The sequence below is a fragment of the Vibrio sp. KMM 9700 genome (assembly GCF_058545285.1).
In genome coordinates this window covers 779993-800928 of the sequence record NZ_CM178589.1, presented here as the reverse complement: position 1 = coordinate 800928, position 20936 = coordinate 779993, and the positions used below count along the sequence as shown (strand labels likewise).

General features: G+C 42.0%; 14 protein-coding genes and 7 tRNA genes. 16 read left to right on the top strand and 5 right to left on the bottom strand.

The annotated features are described in order from the left end of the window. Positions 1-23: 23 nt before the first annotated feature. The 10 genes from alaS to nfsA all read left to right on the top strand — a co-directional run bounded on the left by alaS (position 24) and on the right by nfsA (position 5476). Positions 24-2609, top strand: coding sequence for an alanine--tRNA ligase (gene alaS, locus AC2VOY_RS03630; protein WP_491832273.1), 2586 nt, complete (start codon positions 24-26; stop codon positions 2607-2609). A 379-nt stretch (positions 2610-2988) separates the two neighbouring features. Beyond that, positions 2989-3186: a carbon storage regulator CsrA gene (csrA, locus tag AC2VOY_RS03625; RefSeq protein WP_491832272.1), complete on the top strand. Its 198-nt coding sequence runs from the start codon at positions 2989-2991 to the stop codon at positions 3184-3186. A 302-nt stretch (positions 3187-3488) separates the two neighbouring features. Continuing rightward, positions 3489-3581, top strand: a tRNA-Ser gene (locus AC2VOY_RS03620). A 23-nt stretch (positions 3582-3604) separates the two neighbouring features. Continuing rightward, positions 3605-3681: transfer RNA gene (locus tag AC2VOY_RS03615), tRNA-Arg, on the top strand. Positions 3682-3725: 44 nt separating this feature from the next. Next, positions 3726-3818, top strand: a tRNA-Ser gene (locus tag AC2VOY_RS03610). 32 nt (positions 3819-3850) lie between these two features. After that, positions 3851-3927 (top strand) — tRNA-Arg (locus AC2VOY_RS03605). Positions 3928-4032: 105 nt separating this feature from the next. Then, positions 4033-4109 (top strand) — tRNA-Arg (locus AC2VOY_RS03600). Between the two features lie 106 nt (positions 4110-4215). Continuing rightward, positions 4216-4292, top strand: a tRNA-Arg gene (locus AC2VOY_RS03595). Positions 4293-4459: 167 nt separating this feature from the next. Beyond that, positions 4460-4536, top strand: a tRNA-Arg gene (locus tag AC2VOY_RS03590). A gap of 217 nt (positions 4537-4753) precedes the next feature. After that, positions 4754-5476 (top strand): oxygen-insensitive NADPH nitroreductase, encoded by a 723-nt coding sequence (gene nfsA, locus AC2VOY_RS03585; protein WP_491832271.1) that lies wholly within the window; start codon positions 4754-4756, stop codon positions 5474-5476. Between the two features lie 128 nt (positions 5477-5604). On the opposite strand, the gene AC2VOY_RS03580 is transcribed toward nfsA, so the two are convergent. The 3 genes from AC2VOY_RS03580 to rdgC form a co-directional block, all read right to left on the bottom strand. Continuing rightward, positions 5605-5859, bottom strand: a complete 255-nt coding sequence (locus AC2VOY_RS03580; RefSeq protein ID WP_491832270.1) for a YfhL family 4Fe-4S dicluster ferredoxin — start codon at positions 5857-5859, stop codon at positions 5605-5607. After that, positions 5859-7262, bottom strand: coding sequence for a prephenate-dependent tRNA uridine(34) hydroxylase TrhP (trhP, locus tag AC2VOY_RS03575; RefSeq protein ID WP_491832269.1), 1404 nt, complete (start codon positions 7260-7262; stop codon positions 5859-5861). Before trhP ends, AC2VOY_RS03580 begins: the two co-directional genes overlap by 1 nt. Positions 7263-7528: 266 nt before the next feature. Next, entirely contained in the window at positions 7529-8431 is a 903-nt protein-coding gene (gene rdgC / locus AC2VOY_RS03570; protein ID WP_491832268.1) for a recombination-associated protein RdgC, read from the bottom strand. Positions 8432-8725: 294 nt separating this feature from the next. Between rdgC and phoB the strand changes: the two genes are divergently transcribed. The 3 genes from phoB to AC2VOY_RS03555 are packed head-to-tail and all read left to right on the top strand — an operon-like array spanning position 8726 to position 11752. Continuing rightward, positions 8726-9415: a phosphate regulon transcriptional regulator PhoB gene (gene phoB, locus AC2VOY_RS03565; RefSeq protein ID WP_491832267.1), complete on the top strand. Its 690-nt coding sequence runs from the start codon at positions 8726-8728 to the stop codon at positions 9413-9415. A gap of 31 nt (positions 9416-9446) precedes the next feature. Further along, the gene (gene phoR / locus AC2VOY_RS03560; RefSeq protein ID WP_491832266.1) at positions 9447-10745 is read left to right on the top strand and encodes a phosphate regulon sensor histidine kinase PhoR; all 1299 of its coding nucleotides are present in this window, start codon (positions 9447-9449) and stop codon (positions 10743-10745) included. 23 nt (positions 10746-10768) lie between these two features. Next, positions 10769-11752, top strand: coding sequence for a phosphate ABC transporter substrate-binding protein (locus AC2VOY_RS03555; RefSeq protein ID WP_491832265.1), 984 nt, complete (start codon positions 10769-10771; stop codon positions 11750-11752). 48 nt (positions 11753-11800) lie between these two features. Here the strand turns inward: AC2VOY_RS03555 and ppx are convergent, their stop codons facing one another. Further along, the gene (gene ppx / locus AC2VOY_RS03550; RefSeq protein WP_491832264.1) at positions 11801-13324 is read right to left on the bottom strand and encodes an exopolyphosphatase; all 1524 of its coding nucleotides are present in this window, start codon (positions 13322-13324) and stop codon (positions 11801-11803) included. Positions 13325-13453: 129 nt separating this feature from the next. Next, positions 13454-15700, bottom strand: coding sequence for a polyphosphate kinase 1 (ppk1, locus tag AC2VOY_RS03545; RefSeq protein ID WP_491832263.1), 2247 nt, complete (start codon positions 15698-15700; stop codon positions 13454-13456). A gap of 433 nt (positions 15701-16133) precedes the next feature. Here ppk1 and AC2VOY_RS03540 point away from each other — a divergent pair, with 433 nt between their 5' ends. Genes AC2VOY_RS03540 through pstB form a run of 3 tightly spaced genes read left to right on the top strand, consistent with a single transcriptional unit; the run spans position 16134 to position 20931 of the window. Beyond that, positions 16134-18386, top strand: coding sequence for an ABC transporter permease subunit (locus AC2VOY_RS03540; RefSeq protein ID WP_491832262.1), 2253 nt, complete (start codon positions 16134-16136; stop codon positions 18384-18386). 20 nt (positions 18387-18406) lie between these two features. Continuing rightward, complete coding sequence (pstA, locus tag AC2VOY_RS03535) at positions 18407-20104, top strand: phosphate ABC transporter permease PstA (RefSeq protein ID WP_491832261.1); 1698 nt, start codon at positions 18407-18409, stop codon at positions 20102-20104. A gap of 8 nt (positions 20105-20112) precedes the next feature. Continuing rightward, the gene (pstB, locus tag AC2VOY_RS03530) at positions 20113-20931 is read left to right on the top strand and encodes a phosphate ABC transporter ATP-binding protein PstB (RefSeq protein ID WP_491832260.1); all 819 of its coding nucleotides are present in this window, start codon (positions 20113-20115) and stop codon (positions 20929-20931) included. Positions 20932-20936: the final 5 nt, after the last annotated feature.

The following is a 20936-nucleotide window of genomic DNA, read 5'->3' as shown; positions in this document are numbered from 1 at the left end:
TCTTGAACACTCGGGAAGAATTCATGTATATGTCGACTGACGAGGTGCGTAACGCATTCCTCAAGTTCTTTGAAAGCAAAGGACACCAAATTGTAGATAGCTCATCACTTGTGCCACACAATGATCCAACTCTTTTATTTACCAATGCTGGGATGAACCAATTTAAAGATTGTTTCCTTGGCCTTGAAAAACGTGCTTATACCCGAGCCACCACAGCGCAGCGTTGTGTTCGCGCTGGTGGTAAGCATAACGACCTTGAAAATGTAGGTTTCACTGCGCGTCACCACACCTTTTTTGAAATGCTTGGTAACTTTAGCTTTGGTGATTACTTCAAACGTGAAGCGATTGGTTTTGCGTGGGAGTTTTTAACTCAGGTTCTACAATTGCCACAAGAGCGTCTTGTTGTGACTGTTTACCAAACAGATGATGAAGCGTTTGAGATTTGGAATAAAGAAATCGGCGTTCCAGCGGATCGCATTATTCGTATCGGTGACAAAGAAGGCGGTAAAGCTTACGAGTCAGATAACTTCTGGCAAATGGGTGATACAGGCCCTTGTGGTCCTTGCTCTGAAATCTTCTATGATCATGGTGAACACATTTGGGGCGGACGCCCTGGTACGCCAGAAGAAGATGGCGATCGCTTTATCGAAATCTGGAATAACGTTTTCATGCAGTTCAACCGTCACGCTGATGGCACGATGGAACCTCTACCAAAACCATCTGTAGATACAGGGATGGGGATTGAGCGTATTTCTGCAATTATGCAGGGCATGCACTCAAACTATGAAATCGATGTGTTCCAAACGCTAATCAAAGAAACCGCGCAAGTGATTGGTTATGAAGATCTAACAAACCAATCTTTACGCGTTGTGGCGGATCACATTCGTTCTTGTGCTTACCTTATTGTTGATGGCGTGATCCCATCAAATGAAGGTCGTGGCTATGTCTTGCGCCGTATTATTCGCCGCGCAGTGCGTCACGGTAACAAACTAGGCGCACAAGGCAGTTTCTTCTACAAACTTGTTGGCCCACTTGCAAAAGTTATGGGTAGCGCTGGTGAAGAACTGGCTAAGCAACAAGCTATGGTTGAAAAAGTGCTACGCATCGAAGAAGAAAACTTTGCCCGTACGCTAGATCGTGGCATGCAAATTCTTAACGAAGCAATTGATAACCTAAACGGTGAAAAAGTGCTAGACGGTGAAACTGTCTTTAAACTTTATGATACCTATGGCTTCCCAGCAGACTTAACCAATGACGTTGCGCGTGAGCGTGAAGTGAGCATTGATGAAGACGGCTTTGAAAAAGCAATGGAAGCACAGCGTCAACGTGCACGTGAAGCTGGTCAATTTGGTACGGATTACAACGCAGCAATCAAAACTGACGCAGCATCTGAGTTCTTTGGTTATGATGCAACAAGCTATGATGCAGCATTAGTTGAAATCTTTGTTGAAGGTGAAAGCCGTGATTCAATCAGCGCAGGTGATAAGGGTATCTTGATCTTAGATCAAACGCCTTTCTACGCAGAGTCAGGTGGTCAGTGTGGTGATACAGGTTTAATCAAAACTCAAACTGCAACGTTTAAAGTTGTGGATACCCAAAAACTAGGCAATGCAATTGCACATCATGGTGAAGTCCTTGAAGGTGGTCTTTCAACTAGCGATCAAGTGAAAGCGCTAGTTGACGAAGATGCACGTACTGCTACCTCGCTGAACCACTCAGCAACGCACTTATTGCACGCAGCACTGCGTCAAGTTCTGGGTGAGCACGTGACGCAAAAAGGCTCATTGGTTCGCGCTGAAAACCTACGTTTTGACTTCTCGCATCTCGAAGCGATGACAAAAGCGGAAATCCGCCAAGTTGAGCGTTTAGTTAACCAAGAAATTCGTCACAACCATGTGATTGAAACTAACATCATGGATATTGAATCAGCGAAAGAAAAAGGTGCAATGGCACTCTTTGGCGAAAAATATGATGATGAAGTTCGCGTTCTATCTATGGGTGAGTTCTCAACTGAGCTTTGTGGTGGTATTCATGCGAAAAATACAGGTGACATCGGTCTATTTAAGATTGTTTCTGAATCTGGTATTGCTGCAGGTATTCGCCGTATTGAAGCGGTAACAGGTGAAGCGGCGCTTGATGCACTTGAGTCAGAGCAAGCAAGTTATGAGCAAAAGATTCAAGAAAGCGCGCAAAAAGCGAAGCAACTTGAAAAAGAAATCATGGCGCTTAAAGACAAACTTGCTTCACAAGCTGGTGCAAGTCTTATCAGCCAAGTTGAAGAAGTTAATGGTATTAAAGTCTTGGTTGCAAAACTTGAAGGCGCAGATAACAAAGCACTTCGTGGTATGGTTGACGAGCTTAAAAACCAAATTGGCAGCGGCATTATCTTACTTGGTAATGATGCGGGTGATAAGGTTGGCTTAATTGCTGGTGTGACCAAAGATCTGACTAAGCAAGTCAAAGCAGGGGACTTAGTGAACCAAGCTGCGCAACTTGTTGGCGGTAAAGGTGGCGGTCGTCCTGATATGGCTCAAGCAGGTGGTTCTGATACCCAAGCATTGCCACAGGCGTTAGAAACAGCCAAAGCTTGGTTAATCGAACAGCTATAACAGTTAGCAACCCCAAATGCGGTATCAATAAAAAGTACAGGTAGTGATATCTGTACTTTTTTGTTTGTTAGTTTTTAGCTCGGAATCAAGGTTTAGCATTTTAAATTTGAAACCTTTTTGTTAATCTAATGTAGGTATGAAGTGTTTTTGTCTTTGTTTAAAAACACAAATCATCAGTTAGAAAATGTTTCAAGCTAGAAACAGGGACGTTAAAATTGTTTTGTGATAAGGGTGGAATTTATTTGCATTTCAATGTAAATTCGCCATCAGAATAAATAAGCAGTTTTATTGTTGTTAATTCATTTTATGATCCAATCCCATACTACTCTTGGCTTCAAATTGAGTAGTATTAATATAGAGAAAACTCAAGGAGCTGGAAATGCTAATCTTAACTCGCCGCGTTGGCGAAACTTTAATGATCGGTGATGAAGTCACTGTGACTGTTCTAGGCGTCAAAGGAAATCAAGTACGTATTGGTGTGAATGCACCAAAAGAGGTTTCTGTACACCGTGAAGAGATTTATATGCGCATACAAGCAGAGAAAGAAGGTAATACTGACTCTGTTGGCAACTATTAATTAATAGATTTAATTAATCCGTTACACTAAGTTGTAAGCGAAAGAAGAAGGTTTGCGTCAAGCAAGCCTTTTTTTATAGCTATTTTCTATATTTATGTTGCTTAAGTTGAGCATAGAACACAAAAAAATACTTTTCTAAATCAAGTATAAACTTATCCAGATCTTGCATTTTTTAGGCGTTTCTGTATGATTTTTATCTGAATTGGTGAGATATTACGCGCTTGATATGAAAAAGGCATTTTTTTTAAATAAAATGTTTGACATATTTTTGTGATTCCGTAATATGTGCCTCCACAAGACGAGGTGAGGTGGCCGAGAGGCTGAAGGCGCTCCCCTGCTAAGGGAGTATACGGTTTGTAGCCGTATCGAGGGTTCGAATCCCTCCTTCACCGCCATCTTGTGAATGTTTAGATATTGCGCGCTCGTAGCTCAGCTGGATAGAGTACCTGGCTACGAACCAGGCGGTCGAAGGTTCGAATCCTTCCGAGCGCGCCATCTGATTTTAATTAGATGAACTAAACAAAAAGTTTAAATAATTCGGTGAGGTGGCCGAGAGGCTGAAGGCGCTCCCCTGCTAAGGGAGTATACGGTTTGTAGCCGTATCGAGGGTTCGAATCCCTCCTTCACCGCCATTATTTAATGCTTTAAATAGATACACCATTGCGCGCTCGTAGCTCAGCTGGATAGAGTACCTGGCTACGAACCAGGCGGTCGAAGGTTCGAATCCTTCCGAGCGCGCCATTATTTACTTTAGCTGTTTTATTTAAAACAATTGAAGATAATCTAAACTCGGTACTCAATGGTTTAGGTTTACAATTTATATATCGAAAGATATACACATATTGCGCGCTCGTAGCTCAGCTGGATAGAGTACCTGGCTACGAACCAGGCGGTCGAAGGTTCGAATCCTTCCGAGCGCGCCATTATTTACTTTAGTTGCTTTATTTTAAAATGACTGAAGCTAATCTAAACTCGGTACTCAATGGTTTAGGTTTACAATTTATATATCGAAAGATATACACATATTGCGCGCTCGTAGCTCAGCTGGATAGAGTACCTGGCTACGAACCAGGCGGTCGAAGGTTCGAATCCTTCCGAGCGCGCCATTATTAAGTTTTGAAGTGATTCTAAACCAGAATGATTTCAAAATAGTTAAAGCTCTCAGCAAGGCAATGAGTTTTGAGAACCTTGAGCATATAAGAATATGCGACTAGGTCGAGAAATGAAATTAACGCAGTTGAAGCTTTAAATATGAAGAAATAAAAAAATTTGCGCGCTCGTAGCTCAGCTGGATAGAGTACCTGGCTACGAACCAGGCGGTCGAAGGTTCGAATCCTTCCGAGCGCGCCATTATTTCTCTTTAGAGAGACGAAAGCCCTAGCATCTGATGTTAGGGCTTTTTTGTTTTATTTTTCTCTCGTTAATGCGCATGCTGTGCTATCAGAATCATCGCTCCTTCTTTTTTTATTCTCTTTGCCATATCAGCTTATATTTGAAACCCACGCCATTTTCGTTATATTCTTGAAAGACAGTCTTTTTCTATTATTCATGACAAATAAGTAGGCCTATGAACAGTACTATTGAAACTATGCTCGCGCACCGCTCGATCCGTAAATTTACGGCGCAGCCTATTCAACCAGAAGTTTTACATACACTCATTCAAGCCGGCCTTGCTGCCTCTAGCTCAAGTTTCTTACAAACTACATCCATTATTAGGGTGACGGATAAAAGCAAGCGAGAGAAGCTTGCAGAGCTTGCTGGCGGGCAAGCATATGTTGCTAGTTGCGCTGAGTTCTTAGTTTTTTGTATTGATTATCATCGTCATACAGAATTATCAGACAATGTTCAGGTTGATTTTACTGAGCTGGCGTTAATTGGCGCTGTCGATACTGGGATCATGGCGCAAAACATTTTGTTAGCGGCTGAATCTATGGGGATGGGCGGCGTTTATATTGGCGGGCTGAGAAACAACCCAAATGAAGTCGATGAGCTGTTAGGTTTACCGCAACACACAGCGATACTGTTTGGCATGTGTTTGGGCTATCCAGATGCAGATCCGCAAGTGAAGCCGCGTTTGCCGCAATCTATCGTTGTGCATCAAAATACATACCAAAGCCCGCAGAGCGACGATATGGCGCATTATGATGAGGTTTCAGCGAGTTACTATCAAACCCGTGGTTCAAACACAAAATCTACTCCATGGTCTGAGCAAGTGATAGGACGTTTAAGCCAAGAATCACGACCTTTTATGAAAGATTATTTCCATAAGAAGGGGCTTGCGAAAAAATAAGCAAAACTTATTCGTAAAGCCTAGCTATACAAAATCGCAGCTATAAAAAAACGCTTCCATTTAAGCCTTAGCAAATAAGACATGGAAGCGTTTTTTATAATCAAGCATTTGAGATCTTAGACGATGGGTTAAGCCATGCCTTGAATAATCACAAATTTTTCCAACAATTCGTCCGTGGTTTCGATATGCTCTGGATCAGTAATGATACAGTTGGTGATCGGGCAAACAGACTGACAAGTAGGCTTATCATAATGACCTTGGCACTCAGTACAGAGCGCCGGATCAATTTCATAAATGCTATTTCCCATTGAGATAGCACCATTTGGACACTCAGGATCGCACATATCACAGTTAATACATTTATTTGTGATAAGTAGCGCCATTAGTTTGCCGCCTCAGTCTGCGCTGCCTTTGCATTTGGATTACGTGTATCTTGACCTTGGTTTAGGTTACGCATGAGTAGTGCATATTCTAAATTCATATCTTCAGGCACTGGAATAAATACAAAGTGGCCATTACCTTTTGCATCATCAACTTCTTCAGACTTACGGTTTTCCATATGCTCTAGAGTGAAGACAACATTGCCTTTTGGCGTCATCATCTCAAGGCTATCACCTTTAAGGAATTTGTTTTTGACTTCGACTTCAGCCAAGTTACCACGACGTTTACCAGTGAACTCACCGACAAATTGTTGGCTATCAGAAACAGAATAACCATAGTCATAGTTTTGATACGCATCATGAGTGTGACGACGTAAGAAACCTTCGGTATAACCACGGTGTGCAAGGCTTTCTAACGTGCCCATTAAGCTAGTATCAAATGGCTTGCCAGCAACGGCATCATCAATCGCTTTACGATATACTTGCGCGGTACGTGCACAATAATAGAAAGACTTAGTACGACCTTCGATTTTAAGTGAATGCACACCCATTTTAGTCAAACGCTCAACATGCTGAATTGCACGTAGATCTTTTGAGTTCATGATATAGGTGCCGTGCTCATCTTCATATGCCGCCATTTTTTCATCAGGGCGGTGACTTTCAGAAAGCAATACCACATCATCAATTGGCTTACCACGGCCAATCGTTGTTTCTGGGCGATCTTCTTGAATATCAATGTGCAGTTTTGGAGCGAATTTTTCAACAATTTGACCAGACTCGTCTTCTTTTGCCTGCTCAACTTTGTATTCCCAGCGGCATGCGTTAGTACAAGTGCCTTGGTTTGGATCGCGCTTGTTGATATAACCAGAAAGCAGGCAGCGACCAGAATAAGCCATACATAGTGCGCCGTGGACGAAGATTTCGAGTTCAGTCTCAGGGCAGTGCTCACGAATTTCTTCGATTTCTTCCAAAGAAAGTTCACGTGACAAGATCACGCGCTCAACGCCTTGGGTTGACCAAAACTTCACGGTTGCCCAGTTCACTGCGTTGGCTTGCACAGATAGGTGAATTGGCATTTCAGGGAAAGCTTCACGCACCATCATGATAAGGCCAGGATCAGACATAATTAATGCATCTGGGCCCATTTCAACAACAGGTTTTAGGTCGCGAATGAAGGTTTTTAGCTTAGAGTTGTGTGGCTGAATGTTGCACACAACATAGAGTTTTTTGCCCTGAGCATGGGCTTCATCAATCCCGATCTTTAGGTTTTCATGGTTAAACTCGTTGTTACGTACACGTAAGCTATAACGAGGTTGACCAGCATAGACAGCGTCAGCGCCATATGCAAAAGCATAACGCATGTTTTTAAGGCTGCCCGCAGGGGATAGAAGTTCTGGTGTAAACATAATGATTCTCTTTATCTGATATCAAGTCAGGCGGCTCCCACCAAATGGAAACCGAAGGGGGCGAAATTTTACTCTAATTTTAGTCAATACAAAAGCAAAGACTCAGCTTTTATATAAATAAAAACGCTAAATAAAATAAATCGCCAATAAAAATGCACTCACAAAGCGATTCATGAGTGCATAGATTAAATCGAAGCGGATGTTAAAGCTTATAGCCTTTAAAAGCTAGTATTGTCTTTCAACTTAATCGCTTGATTGGAAATAAATTACTCAGCTTCAAAGCCGCCTAAAGCGTCAAATAGGCTTGGCAAGAAAAGCGCAAACTCACCACACATCAGGCTTAAATCTGCATCAAAGCGTTGCGCCTTATCAGATTTGTCGATGTCATCGTTTTGCTCTTTTAACTCATCGCTAAATTTTAAGCGTTTTAAGCTGGCATCTTGACCAAGCATAAACTCGATGCGATCTTGCCAATTTAGGCTGAGCTGAGTAACAAATTTATTCGCTTGAATATGTTGCTGCACTTCATCTGCGCTTAAATCTTGTTTTTTACATTTAACGACAGCGCCATCTTCTTCAAATGCTTCCAATGTTGCTTCATAACCAATCGCAAAATCTTTTGCTGCTTCACCCGTTTGCACCCAAGTGGTTAAGGTGTTTTCAATTGGCGTATGCGGCAGGCAAGGGATCACAGGCAGGCTACCAATTGATTTACGTAATAATGCCAGAGCATCTTCTGCTTTTTTACTGCTTGCTGCGTCAACAATTACAAGCTCAAGTCTTGGCATGATCAAAATATAAGTGGAATGCAAACGGCTAAACGCACGTGGCAATAAATCAATTAAGACTTCATCTTTTAAGCTATCTTTTTCAGTTTTTTTGAGTTTACGCTGCTCAATTTCTTCAAGCTTTTCAATTTTTTGATTGAGCTTGTCTTTGATCACTTGGGCCGGCAGCATTTTTTCTTCTTTACGTGCACAAAGTAAGATATTGCCATCACTGACATGAGTGAAAAGATCATCACTTAATACGCCTGCCCAACCAAATTTTTGCTGCTCTTGGCTTGAACAAGGGGTGAATTTAAACTCTGCAAGTCTTTGTTCTAATACGTTTACTTCTAGGTCTATAGCTTTATTGAAGCGATAAACTAGGGCATTTTTAAACCACATAAAAATCTCGTTCTGTCTTGAATATTGGCAACATGATAGAAGATTTTAAATGATTTGTCTTACTCGAGTTGAAAGAATTGATATTTGCAGCGTCAGTCATCGAAAACGCATTTCTGCCGCTAAATAAAACATAAAGAAAGGGATAAATGTGAAGCTTGGCTTGCATCTGATTGACATTTAAATGAAGATTCCTTTTCAATGGTCACAAAAGTGTCATAATAAATCATCATAATACGTCCCAATAACGTAAAATAATTTTATTTGAATCTCAATGATTAGGGAAATAAACACGCCATGTCGAGAAGAATTTTAGTTGTTGAAGATGAAGCTCCAATTCGCGAGATGCTTTGTTTTGTGCTTGAGCAAAAGGGATATCAAGCCATTGAAGCTGAAGATTATGACACAGGGATCAGCAAGTTATGCGAACCTTTTCCTGATCTTGTTCTTTTAGACTGGATGCTGCCTGGTGGTTCTGGGATTAACTTTATCAAGCACTTAAAGCGCGATGATTTAACCCGTAATATTCCTGTCGTGATGCTTACCGCGCGTGGCGAAGAAGAAGATAAAGTTCGCGGCCTTGAAGTTGGCGCGGATGACTATATGACCAAACCTTTCTCACCTAAAGAGTTGGTCGCACGCTTAAAAGCTGTGATCCGCCGTGTGAGCCCAACCGCGCTTGAAGATATCATTGATGTTCAAGGCTTAAAACTTGATCCTGTTTCGCACCGCGTCACTGCTAATGATGTGCCTGTGGATATGGGGCCAACTGAATTTAAAATGCTGCACTTTTTTATGACCCACCAAGAGCGCGTATATAGCCGTGAGCAGTTATTAAATAATGTGTGGGGCACCAATGTTTATGTAGAAGATCGAACGGTTGATGTGCATATTCGTCGTTTACGTAAAGCGCTTGAGTTGCATGGACACGACAAGCTAGTACAAACTGTTCGTGGCGCAGGATATCGTTTCTCGACTCGCAGCTAAGCCGCTCAATAGAATCAAACCGAGATATTAAATGGTTGAACGAATAACTTGGAAAAAGCTGGCTTGGTCGCTGGCTTTTTTTTACCTACCTTGGATAGCCATCGGCTACTTTTTTGGTCACATGGCGTGGCTTCTTTTTGCTGCAACATTTTTACAACTGTGCTGGCATCTTTATAATCAAATGCGCCTCTCACAATGGTTGTGGGATGAGAAAAGACTCTCAACCCCAACTGGTAGTGGGCAATGGGAATCTCTTTTTAATGGCATCTATCGCTTGCAGCAGCGCCAGCGTCGTCGACGTAAAGAACTGGCAAGCCTCATTCGACGCTTTCGCATAGGCGCTGAAGCTTTGCCCGATGCAGTCGTTTTATTTCGCAGTGAAGGCAATATCGTCTGGTGTAACCAGCTTGCACAATCTTTGTTAGGTTTTCGCTGGCCGGATGATTCGATGCAGCCGATTGCAAACTTGATCCGTAATCCTGATTTTATCCATTATTTGACCAAAAAAGACTTTAGTCAGCCGCTTGAAATGCGCTCACCTTTATCCCATGAGCGGGTGTTAGAGTTGCGTATTGTACCTTATACCCAAGGTGAGTTTTTGATGGTTGCGCGTGATGTTTCGCAGGTGAAAAAACTTGAAGGCATGCGCCGAAACTTCTTTGCCAATGTTTCTCATGAGTTGCGCACGCCAATGACAGTACTGCAAGGCTATTTGGAAATGACAGAAGATCCAGACATGCTAGTGGGCCCAATGTGGGAGAAAGCACATGGGGTGATGACAGATCAGCTTGAGCGCATGAATGCCTTAGTCGAGCAGCTTTTAACTTTATCTAAAATTGAAGCCGCGCCCAATCATGTTTTAGATACTGTGGTCGATGTGCCGAATATGCTGCTGCGCTTAGAAAAACAGGCGAATGCTTTAAGTGGCGATAAAAAGCATCAAATTCAAATGCACATTGATAAAGATCTAAAAGTTTATGCCGATGAAGATCAACTGCAAAGTGCGATTTCAAACCTTGTCTATAACGCTGTTAAATATACGCCACCGGGCGCGAATATTGATGTCACATGGAGAGCCAGTGAGCAAGGCGCACACCTTGAAGTCTCTGACACAGGGGAAGGGATAGACGCGCAGCATATTCATCGCTTAACCGAGCGTTTTTATCGCGTGGATAAAGCGAGATCACGTGAAACTGGCGGCAGTGGGCTTGGGCTTGCCATTGTTAAACATGCGCTCAGCCATCACGATAGTGAGCTTTTGATTGAGAGTGAAGTAGGCAAAGGCAGTTGCTTTAGCTTTATTTTACCGCGCAAGTTAATTGCCAAATAAAACGCATCGATTATCATATGAGGATGCGATTAATTTTAGCGTTAAAACATCTATCTTTATTACTGATTGGGGGGCTACTTTTAGCCGCTCAAGCTTTCGCTCAAACTATTTTTGATGATAGTGACTCCCTCGTTTATCAACCTAAACCTCAAGTGATAGGGCGCGTCTTTTCCGTTGGCTCAGATACGCTTTCTCCTTTGATGTCGGTTTGGGGACAAGCTTTTTCTGAAATCTATCCAAATGTTTATGTGCAGCAACAAGCTGCGGGGTCATCCTCTGCGCCCACCGCCTTGATTGAAGGCACAGCCTCCATCGGGCCAATGAGTCGACAAATGACAGCCAAAGAGCAACAAGACTTTGAAACGCAATATGGTTATTTGCCACTTGAGTTAAAAGTTGCCGTCGATGCAGTGGGAATTTTTGTGCATCAAGATAACCCGATCAAAGGCTTAAATCTGCAGCAATTGGATAGCATCTTCTCGGCAAGTATGCGCTGTGGCGCGGATCATAAAATCCGTTATTGGCAAGAGCTTGGAATTGAGCAAGAGTGGGGAAAGTTGCGTATCGAAGTCTTTGGGCGAAATTCTGCTTCTGGCACTTATGGCTTTTTTAAGCGCCAAGTCTTATGTCATGGAGATTATGATCCCAGTGTAAATGAGCTAGCAGGCGCCGCCTCTGTGGTGCAAGCTGTCGCTTCGCAAAGGCATACCTTAGGTTATTCAGGGGTTGGTAATCGCGTCTCAGATGCGCGCTTATTGGCTGTTGCGAAGGAAGGGGATGATTATATAGAGCCTACTCGTGAAAATATTTTATCGGGTAAGTATCCCTTGTCACGCTACTTATATATTTACGTCAACCAAGCGCCAGATAAGCCATTAACTCGTGTTGATTATGAATTTTTAAGCTTTATTTTGAGTCAAGAAGGGCAATATATTGCTCAGAAAGCAGGGTATTTACCGCTTTCTAAAGAATTACAGTTAGAACAAAAGCGCAGTTTAAATCGCTAAACTTAAACCGCGCTATTAAGTGTGCCGGCGTATTAGCAACAATGTTTGTTAATCAAAGCTTAAGTTCCAACCAATCGCTTGCCAATAGCCTTGCTCAACATGTAAATCGGCGCACAATAAGCTATTTTCTTCGAGATAACCTTCCTCGAAACTTAGATGCCAAATCGGCTCATCATCTTCTTGTTTGATAATTGATAAACGCACGTCCGGCAGCGGCGTTGGTGAGCGCTGTACATTGAGCACAATCGCAAGGCGTAAAATCGCAATCAATGGCAAGATATGTTTCTTTTTAAATAGCACAAGTTGTGGCATTTCTTTTAGCTTTAATGATTTACGCTGAAATCTTGCCAAAATAGACACGACTCTTTGCTGCTCTTGGTTAAAGCCTGGCATGTTCGTGTTATATAGAATATAGGCAGAATGACGGTGATAAGCTGAATAATTCATGCTCAGACCCACTTCATGCAAGAGGGCGCTCCAGCCAAGTAAGGTTGAAAGCTCACCTTGCTTATCGATACCAAAGTCATCTGCAACTTGGTGCAAAAAATTCTTCGCTTGCAGGCGCACTTGATTGGCATAGTTTAAGTCAACCGCATGCTTACGTGCGAGGTTTTCTGTGGTGCGCATGCGAATATCGGTGCGTTGGAATCTATCTTCCATTTCATACAAAAGACCTTCACGTAAAGCGCCATCAGAAAAACACATACTCTTGATTTTTAAGCTATTAAATATCCCTGTTAAAATAGCTACGCCGGCAGCAAAAACAGGTTTACGGTCAATGCTTAGGCCAACCAAGTCTAAATCTTCTAAACGTTTTGCATCAGTGATTTTGGCTATGATTTCGTGTAAGCGCTCAAGGGTAATACGTCCATCACCATGGCCTAGGCCAATAATGACTTCACGAATCGCTTTAATTGTGCCAGATGAACCAAGCGCTGCATCCCAACCATAATTACGATAGGTTTGGCTAAGTGCTTCAAGTTTTTGCTCGGCAGCTAATATAGCTTGATTAAAGCGTTTTTGTGAAAGTTTGCCTTGTGGGAAGAAGCGATCGGTATAGCTCACGCAACCCATTTGCTTACTGTTTAAGTGCTCGGCTTCAAATTCATGCCCAACAATAAGCTCAGTACTACCGCCGCCGATGTCGACCACAAGTTTGCGTTTCCATTCAGGTTGGGTGTGCGCCACGCCAAGATAAATCAGACGCGCTTCTTCTTGTCCGGCAATCACCTCAATTGGAAATGGGATCACTTGCTTGGCTTTTTCGATAAATAAATGCGCATTTGCAGCCCGACGTAAGGTATGTGTTGCCGCGATACGTACATCTTCAAGATCAAAACCTTGCAAGCGCTCAGCGAACATTTCTAAACAATCTAAGCCGCGCTCCATCGCTGCATCGTCAATGTTTTTGTCTTCATCCATATCTTGCGCAAGACGTACGCGCTGCTTATGGCTGCTGATGATTTGCAACTCTTGACGGATCACTTTCGCAACGACCATATGAAAGCTATTTGAACCAAGGTCGATCGCTGCAATATGGCGATGTTTTTCCGCATGAACTAATGTCGGCATAAGGTAATTCCTAAGTCTATGTATAAGGAAAAGATAATCGAAATTTATCAAGGGTGCAATACAGTCTTAGCCTTTCTAAGTAGTTGACGATACTTTTCCTTTGCATAGTTTTGGCTAGGGTTTTAATGGCTATTTGTCTTCGCTTGCTTCTTTATTTTCAAGCGCCTGCCTAGCTAGGATCTCTTTTTGACGTTTTTTATGCTCTTTTTTCTCAAGCTGTTTAATAAAATCATAGGTCGCAAGTTGAGATCTTAGCTTACGGCGATTGCCACGTGGTACATAGTTATTCGACATTTCTTTATCGATCACGCGGGCTTTCATGGTGTCAGTAAAGTGGATATTTACTATGTCGATAATGCGCTTTTTCAGCTCAGGATTAAAAATTGGCACCCCAACTTCGATGCGGTGATCAATATTACGCGTCATCCAGTCAGCAGATGAAATAAAGACTTTAGGATCGCCATCGTTTTCAGTGATCAGCACGCGTGGGTGCTCTAAAAATCTGTCAATAACGCTGATGATTTCAATATTATCACTCACGCCTTCAACCCCAGGCACAAGAGAGCACATGCCGCGGATCACCATTTTAATTTTGACTCCCGCAGAGCTTGCGCCATAAAGCTTATTAATCAAGCCTTTATCTACTAAGTTATTTACTTTTAAAGTAATACCGGATTTTTTACCCGCCTTCGCATTGGCAATTTCAGCATCGATTAAGCGATATAAGCGAATGCGCGAGTTACGCGGCGAGACAATCAGGTGATCAAACTTGACGGGTTTATATGGGTTTTCGATATATTCAAACACCTTGTGCACATCATCACTGATAGCAGGATCGGCGGTAAGAAGGGAAAAGTCAGTATAAATACGCGCTGTTTTTTCGTGGAAGTTACCGGTTCCGATGTGCGCATAGCGGCGAATATCACCATCTTCACGACGAGTGATTAATAGCAGCTTAGAGTGAATTTTAAGCCCTGGGGCACCAAAGATGACATGCACGCCAGCATCGGTCAGCACTTTTGACCATTCAATGTTTGCTTCTTCATCAAAACGAGCTTGAAGTTCAACAATTACCGTAACGGATTTGCTATTTTTCACCGCATCCATTAATGAATTCATCAGCTTAGCATTTTTTGCAACACGATAAATATTGATCTTAATGCTGAGCACTTTTGGGTCGAACGAAGCTTGACGCACCAGTTCTGTGATGTGTTCAAAGCTATGGTACGGGTAGTGAAGCAAAATATCTTGCGCAGCAATCGCATCAAAGCTGTTGGCATAACCTTCAAAGCTTGCGCTCAATAATGGTGGCAGTGGCGGGTTTTCAAGATAGCTGCGGCCGACATTTGGAAAACCAATAAAGTCTTTAAAGTTATGGTAACGTCCGCCTGGAATTAAACTATCATAATGGCTCATCTGCAGTTTTTCAGACATATAACCGACCAGCTCATTTGGCATATCGTGTTGATATACAAAGCGTACTGGCATCGCAGTTAAGCGCTGGCTGACCCCTTCGGTCATTTGCTCAAGTAAGCTGTGCTCGACTTCATAACGTAAGTCATATTCCGCATCACGGGTGACGGTTAAGGTGTAGCATTCAAGATTATCGTAATCGAAAAAGCCGCGGAAAATATCATCTAAGCAAAAACGTAGAATATTATCGAGCAAAATAATGGTCTTACGACGCTTGCCTTTTGGCTCTGGAACGAGAATAAAGCGTGGCAGATGATCGGTTGGGATATCTATCAAAGCATAATGTTTTTCATCGCCTTTTTCCAGTTGCACAGCTAGATACGAATGCTCATCTTTAATGAATTTCAACAGATCCATTTCTTTGGTGATAAGCAAAGGCGTAATGTGGGGTAAAACTTTGCGCTTAAAATATTCTTTGACCCAAACTTCTTGGCTTGGATGGAGTTGGGTTTCATTGACGAGGAATATCCCACGTCGCGCCATTTCTAAAATCAGTTCATTATATAAGGCATCGAATTCTTGGTTTGACGCCATGACTTTATTTTGAATTTCTTTGAGCAATTCCTTGTGCTCATCACTTGGGAAGTTATTTTCTTGGCTGATCAAAATACGACGTTTTACCGCAGCAAAGCGAACACGATAAAATTCATCAAGGTTACTTGAGTAAATACCTAGAAAGCGGACACGCTCAATTAAAGGGACAGTTTTATCTGCCGCTTCTTGCAACACACGCTCATTAAAAGAGAGCCAGCTGATTTCTTTTGGAATATAAAGTTTTTCAGGGCGAGGTGGGTTGGCATTATCTTCTGCAGCAATCGTAGCAGCTTGCTTAGATAAGGCGTTTTTTTTCTTTTTATCGGTGGTATTTTTGCTTGTACTTGGTGTTTTTTTTTGTGTACTCATCAGAAGATCCATTTTATTCAAAGTCAGCAAATTTTTAACCATATTACTGGCTTTTGTGTGGCATAACTAGTAAAGATGCACCAGAGTGATAGTAAAAGCTCATAAGAATTCAAATAATTACATTCTTTTGTGGTGAAACTATATTTTCTAAATATTTGCTTATAATTCGCTTCATCTTGAGTCTAGGTATCTTATATGACAAAAATATTTCAAGACGCAAGAAATTAGCCAGTTGATGTACTTTTTAACATGTCATTGACTGCGATTCAGATAAAGTAACTATATGATGTATAAAATGAATTTTATTAATAGAAGGAAGGTTTAATACCTTCATATTTTTGTCACGTAAATGACATAAACTTGTATGCGCTAGCAAGTTGATCAAAAATACCAGTCTTAATCTAATTACCTATGTCGAAACCGAAGGCTTTTCATGCAATTTAATGCCCAATCATCCCATATGCGCGATCGCCGTCGTGATTTCTATGACAAGTTGCAGCGCTATCTTGTCAATATCGGCGGGTTAAGTGTATTGGTTGCATTGGCCGGTTTAATTTTATATTTCATGCTGGCTGTCCTGCCTTTGTTTAAACCTGCGCAATTGAAAATGCTGGCGCAAGATGATATTCGAACCTCACAAAGTTTATATGACCTTCACTTGTCGGCGCAGGCTAAATTTATTTATCTATTCGATAAAGAAGGCAATATTTATCGTGAAGATTTAACCTTAGACGCGGCAAAAAGTGCATTTGATGCGAGTAAAATGGTGAGCATGCAAAGCGAGCCGGTAAGCTTTAGTCAAGGATCAGACCTTAACTCTTGGTATGCCTATGCCAATGCAAGCGGTGAGATTGCACCATTTCAAATTTCTTCGGTTGGTTTACAAGACATTCATAAATTTAGCTATGGGTCGGTTCATCTAGGGCTAAATCAGCTAAAAGATTTTCGCTTTTATATTTCAAATAGCGAGAGTGTGTTTATCGGCCGCTCAGAGCAAAATCAGTGGCGCGCCAAATTACTTCAAAAAGAGCAGCAATTTAATCAAGACGAAGCCAGTTATCAAATGCTTGATATTGCTTTACCTAAATTAGATCAAGCGACTTGGTATCAACTTGGCAATGAAGGTAAAACATTATACCTGTTACATGATGCGAATCTTTTTATATATCATTTGCAGCTCACGAAGAATCAAGCAAGCTTTAAGTTAAGTGAGCAACTAGATGTTTCTTGGCAAGGGAAACTTGCGCCTATGAATGCCGATTTACTCACAGGTGGTCAGTCGTTACTTTTTAGTTATGCCAATGGACAAGTTAGCCAATGGTTTGAAGTGCGAGAAAAAGACAAGCGGCATTTCAAGAAGATCCGCAGCTTTAGTGTGACGAAGGAAGAAGCTCAGCTTGATAATGATTTTAAAATTATCCCAAGCCCAGAGGATAAAAGTTTCTATCGTTTGCATGATAAAGGACTGCTTGATCTTTTTTATTCCACAACCGGTGAAGCCTTGTTTGTGGACCAAAAAATAGCCCAAAGTGTTCGCTTTGCTAAGTTCTCGATTCAAGGTAAGTACTTATTTACATTGGGACAATCAAAATGGCGCTTATATCAAGTCAATAAGGTGCACTCCAATGTATCTTGGCGCAGTTTATGGTCCAAAGTTTGGTATGAAGGATATGATGAACCAGACTTTATTTGGCAATCCGTCACCACCAATGAAAAGGTGGAGTCAAAATACAGCCTTTTTCCTTTGGTTTTTGGCACTTTAAAAGCTGCATTTTTAGCCTTGATATTTGCCTTGCCAATTGCTCTGTGCGGTGCAATTTATACCGCTTATTTTATGTCGGCGAAGATTCGCCAAATAGTTAAACCTAGCATTGAGTTAATGGAAGCACTGCCGAGTGTTATCTTAGGTTTTATTGCTGGGGTTTGGTTAGCACCATTTGTTGAAAATAACTTACTTGCAACTTTGTTGCTCTTTTTAGTCGTGCCGTTTTGCTTTTTAGGCTGCGCGTTACTTTGGCGCGCCAGTTCGACGCCGATTTTAAATTGCTTGAGCCGTTATTCACATATTGAAGAGCGTCATCTTGAATCTTGGTTGTCGATTTTATTGATGCCGATTCTAGCCTTGACTATTTATTTATTATTTAGTTATTCACACTGGCTTGAATTATGGTGGTTTAATGGTGATTTGAAGCTATTTATGGCTGAACATGAAATTAACTATGTGCAGCGCAATACCTTAATTGTTGGTTTTGCCATGGGGTTTGCGGTGATCCCAAGTATTTTTACCCTTGCAGAAGACGCAATTTTCTCTGTGCCTAAACACCTTTCTGATGGCGCTCGTGCACTCGGCGCAACGCCTTGGCAAGCCCTGAAAACTGTTGTTCTGCCCACAGCAAGTGCTGGGATATTTTCAGCTGCAATGATAGGGTTTGGACGCGCGATTGGTGAAACCATGATAGTGCTGATGGCAACAGGAAACACGCCATTGGTGGAAATGAATATCTTTGAGGGGCTACGCAGTCTGGCTGCCAATATCGCAATCGAAATGCCTGAGTCGGATGTTGGCAGTAGCCATTTTCGAATTTTAATTTTAGCCGCGCTGCTTTTATTTGGCTTTACCTTTATTCTTAACTCGCTTGCTGAAGTGATACGAATCAGGTTAAGAGAAAAATATAAGGCATTATAATAAACGAATGATATTGATAAATGACTAAACTTATCACCAAAAATAAAAAAGATCGCAGCGCGGGTTGGTTTTTCCAAGGTCGCCCTTGGGTCTGGATCACCGCCGGCAGTGTAAGCCTAAGTTTGCTTTCCGTACTCGCACTCTTGCTGATGATAGGCTGGAAAGGGCTTGCTTACTTTTGGCCGGCAGAGCTCACCCAATGGCAAGATAAAGATGGCAAAATTTTTATTGGCCAAATCTATCAAAGATCGCAAGTGCCTTTGTCATATTTAAGCTATCAAGAGCGTGAGTGGCCAGAAGAGGCGATAAAAGATGAGTCTGTGGAGCGGCTAAGCGTCAAAGTCGCTAACCGTGATTTATACCCACACGATGTGGTGTCAGTGCTTGCGCTTGATTTATTTAATCCGCAAACGCCAGAGGATCTTGTGGTACTAGATAGAATTCATGATGGGGATTTTTTTGGCCGTGTTGTTGGCTTAAAAGGGATGACGCATAGCCAAGATTTAGCCTTTGACCAGCAAATTGAGCAAGCGTTAATCTTTGCTACTGAGATCAGAAAGCAGATCCAAGAGCTACAAAAAAACGATCTCCAACAAGTGTCGTATCAACTTGAATCAGTGCTTAACAAAAAAAATAATTTGAATCGAAAATCTCAAACTGATCTCAGTATTCAGAGTGCTCAAGAGTTGCAGTCTTTGGCTCGGCAAGAAGCGAGATTAACTGAGCAGTTGACGCACTTACAAGCTCAAGTTTCAGAGTTACAAAAGCGCCTCAGTTCCCGCTTTTTAATCGTGAAGGATATGAGTGAGCAAGTTATTGATGTGCCTTTATCTGAGGTTGCAGATGCTTGGTACCCAAACCAAATGAGCTTTAGCCAAAAACTCATCCATTGGTTCAAAAAATTGGGGAGCTTTGTTTCCGATGATCCACGTGGCCTAACCGGTGAAGGCGGGGTTTTTCCTGCTATTTTTGGCACGATTTTCTTAGTTTTGCTGATGTCTATTTTAGTTATGCCATTTGGGGTCATTTGCGCGGTATATTTACATGAATATGCAAAGCCAAACCGCTTCACTCAACTTATCCGGGTAGCTATCGTCAACCTTGCTGGAGTGCCTTCGATTGTCTATGGCGTTTTTGGTTTAGGCTTTTTTGTGTATACCTTAGGCAGTAGTATCGATACGTTTTTATATCAAGATGCCTTGCCACGTCCAACGTGGGGGACGCCGGGGCTTTTATGGTCGGCATTAACCTTAGCTATTTTGACTTTGCCAGTTGTGGTCGTGACCACAGAAGAGGGCTTATCCCGGATCCCAAGTTCGATGCGTAATGCTTCCTATGCTTTGGGTGCCACTCAGTTTGAAACTTTATGGAAAGTTGTGTTGCCTATGGCTACCCCTGCGATTTTAACCGCGTTGATTTTAGCCGTTGCGAGAGCCGCAGGTGAAGTGGCGCCTTTAATGTTGGTTGGTGTGGTGAAACTTGCGCCCAGCTTACCTGTGGATGGGCACTTCCCTTATTTGCATTTAGAGCGTAAATTTATGCACTTAGGTTTTCATATCTATAATTTAGGTTTTCAAAACTCGAATATAGAATCAGTCCGTCCTTTGGTTTATGCGACGTCAGCTTTGCTGATTAGTGTCGTAGTCATGCTTAACATTAGCGCAATTATGATCCGTAATAATTTACGTGAAAAATATCGACTTCTGAGTCAAGATTAAGGCTTAATATGTTTGATTTAAATATAGATTTACTAAACCATGATGTGCTCGATGTGCATCAACTTAAGCCCGAGCAGGTGGCCTTAGATATTCAACATCTAAATCTTTTCTATGGTCAAAAACAAGCGCTTTTTGATATCAGTATGCAGATCCCTAAAAATCAAGTCACGGCATTGATTGGACCCTCTGGATGCGGCAAGTCGACTCTACTGCGTTGCCTGAATCGAATGAATGCCTTAATTGATGGCTGCCGCGTAGAAGGTGAAATTTATTTGGCTGGTGAGAATATCTATCAGCCTAATACGGATATAGCTAAACTAAGGCGTCGTATTGGGATGGTGTTTCAGCGTCCTAACCCGTTTCCTAAATCTATTTATGAAAATGTTGTGTATGGACTGCGTTTGCAAGGGATCAAAGACTCGCGCGTATTAGATGATGCCGTTGAGAGCTCACTTCGCGCTGCAGCCTTGTGGGGCGAGGTAAAAGATAGATTAAATGAAAATGCTTTTCACCTTTCTGGTGGGCAGCAGCAACGCCTTGTGATTGCCCGCGCGATTGCGATTGAGCCACAAGTGTTACTTTTAGATGAGCCAACCTCTGCGCTAGATCCGATTTCGACTCTAACCATAGAAGAGCTGATTAATGATTTGAAAGCGCAATATACTGTGGTGATCGTGACCCATAATATGCAGCAAGCGGCAAGGGTGAGTGATCATACGGCATTTGTGCATTTGGGCGAACTAATTGAATATTCAGATACGGATTCTATTTTTACTTCACCAAGAATGAAAAAAACAGAAGACTATATTACCGGACGTTATGGATAAGAAAA

Coding starts and splice junctions, on each gene's coding strand:
- nfsA (WP_491832271.1), top strand. CDS start 4,754: ATGAACAGTACTATTGAAACTATGCTCGCGCACCGCTCGATCCGTAAA.
- phoR (WP_491832266.1), top strand. CDS start 9,447: ATGGTTGAACGAATAACTTGGAAAAAGCTGGCTTGGTCGCTGGCTTTT.
- pstA (WP_491832261.1), top strand. CDS start 18,407: ATGACTAAACTTATCACCAAAAATAAAAAAGATCGCAGCGCGGGTTGG.
- csrA (WP_491832272.1), top strand. CDS start 2,989: ATGCTAATCTTAACTCGCCGCGTTGGCGAAACTTTAATGATCGGTGAT.
- phoB (WP_491832267.1), top strand. CDS start 8,726: ATGTCGAGAAGAATTTTAGTTGTTGAAGATGAAGCTCCAATTCGCGAG.
- AC2VOY_RS03555 (WP_491832265.1), top strand. CDS start 10,769: ATGCGATTAATTTTAGCGTTAAAACATCTATCTTTATTACTGATTGGG.
- pstB (WP_491832260.1), top strand. CDS start 20,113: ATGTTTGATTTAAATATAGATTTACTAAACCATGATGTGCTCGATGTG.
- alaS (WP_491832273.1), top strand. CDS start 24: ATGTATATGTCGACTGACGAGGTGCGTAACGCATTCCTCAAGTTCTTT.
- AC2VOY_RS03580 (WP_491832270.1), bottom strand. CDS start 5,859: ATGGCGCTACTTATCACAAATAAATGTATTAACTGTGATATGTGCGAT.
- rdgC (WP_491832268.1), bottom strand. CDS start 8,431: ATGTGGTTTAAAAATGCCCTAGTTTATCGCTTCAATAAAGCTATAGAC.
- ppk1 (WP_491832263.1), bottom strand. CDS start 15,700: ATGAGTACACAAAAAAAAACACCAAGTACAAGCAAAAATACCACCGAT.
- AC2VOY_RS03540 (WP_491832262.1), top strand. CDS start 16,134: ATGCAATTTAATGCCCAATCATCCCATATGCGCGATCGCCGTCGTGAT.
- trhP (WP_491832269.1), bottom strand. CDS start 7,262: ATGTTTACACCAGAACTTCTATCCCCTGCGGGCAGCCTTAAAAACATG.
- ppx (WP_491832264.1), bottom strand. CDS start 13,324: ATGCCGACATTAGTTCATGCGGAAAAACATCGCCATATTGCAGCGATC.